Below are 1,091 nucleotides of genomic sequence, written 5' to 3'. Positions count from 1 at the left end.
GTCACGCACGGCTTCGACCACCGTCTTCCTCAGGTACGCCTGCGTCGCCTGATCCAACTTTCGGGCATCAGTTTTCGTCTTCATACCCGTATAACGCACCACGAACTATTTGGTGCACTCGTCAGTAACAAGGTGCAACGCTGCGCGCACCGGAACTTGCGAACTGGTTTGATGGCACACGTAGCATAGCAAAAAGACAGGGTTAGACCAGCATCGCTGCCTAGGATGTGGTGAGTTAGTCGGGCAAGCAGGGCGGATATGACAGGCTCACACAAGTTTCTTTGAGCCCGCAGCGTGAGGTCGACAGCATCGATGCAACGACACGCGAGCGTTGGCTGCACTGAGTCAGATGGTCTGACGCTGCCTGCTTGCTCCAGTCTAGCCTTTTACAATTATGCGAGCGTCTCGCCGATCCTACCTGCGAGCCAAGCTGTGAACGCCGTTTTCTCGAGAACGTTCTTGAACGCCCCCTCAGTCTCGATATATGACCCGACTGCTCCTCCAGATGCAGCATACTGACGCACGAACTCGCTCCGCTCGGCTTTGTTCGACAGGGTAAGAAGGGCGACAAGACGCTGGCAGAGTTGGCGCAGCAGTACGAGGTCCATCCGAACCAGATTACGGACTGGAAAAAGCAGTTGCAGGAGCGCGTGGCGGAAGTGTTTGAGACGGGCAAGGCGAGCTCCGGCGAGCCGCCCGTGGACGTCAAGGTGCTTCATGCGAAGATCGGCCAGCTGACGCTGGAGAACGATTTTTTAGAAAGTGCGCTCGGCAAGGCGGGATTACTGAGCGTAAGGCGATGATTGACCGCGAACACACACTGCCTGTCGTGCAGCAGGCGCGACTGGTGGGGATTGCCCGCTCGAGCGTCTATTACGAACCTCGGCCGGACAGCGAGACGGACCTGAAACTGATGCGCCGCATCGACGAGCTGCATCTTGAGTTCCCGTTCGCGGGAGCGCGTATGCTGGCGCGCCTGCTGCGTCGCGAGGACATCAAGGTGGGACGCCGGCACGTAGGCACGCTGATGAAGCGCATGGGCATCGAGGCGCTGTACTGCAAGCCGAACACGAGCCGCCGCGACAAGCAGC

At 58.8% G+C, this 1,091-nt stretch carries 1 pseudogene; it reads left to right on the top strand.

Annotated features, from left to right (window positions below):
* Positions 1–560: 560 nt before the first annotated feature.
* Positions 561–1,091: pseudogene (locus tag CFB82_RS44410) on the top strand (IS3 family transposase); the annotation flags it as partial.

The organism is Burkholderia sp. HI2714, from assembly GCF_002223085.1.
In the GTDB taxonomy this organism is placed as follows: Bacteria; Pseudomonadota; Gammaproteobacteria; order Burkholderiales; family Burkholderiaceae; genus Burkholderia; species Burkholderia lata_D.
The sequence above is the reverse complement of the archived record's forward strand: the minus strand, read 5'-3'. Positions and strand labels throughout refer to the sequence as shown.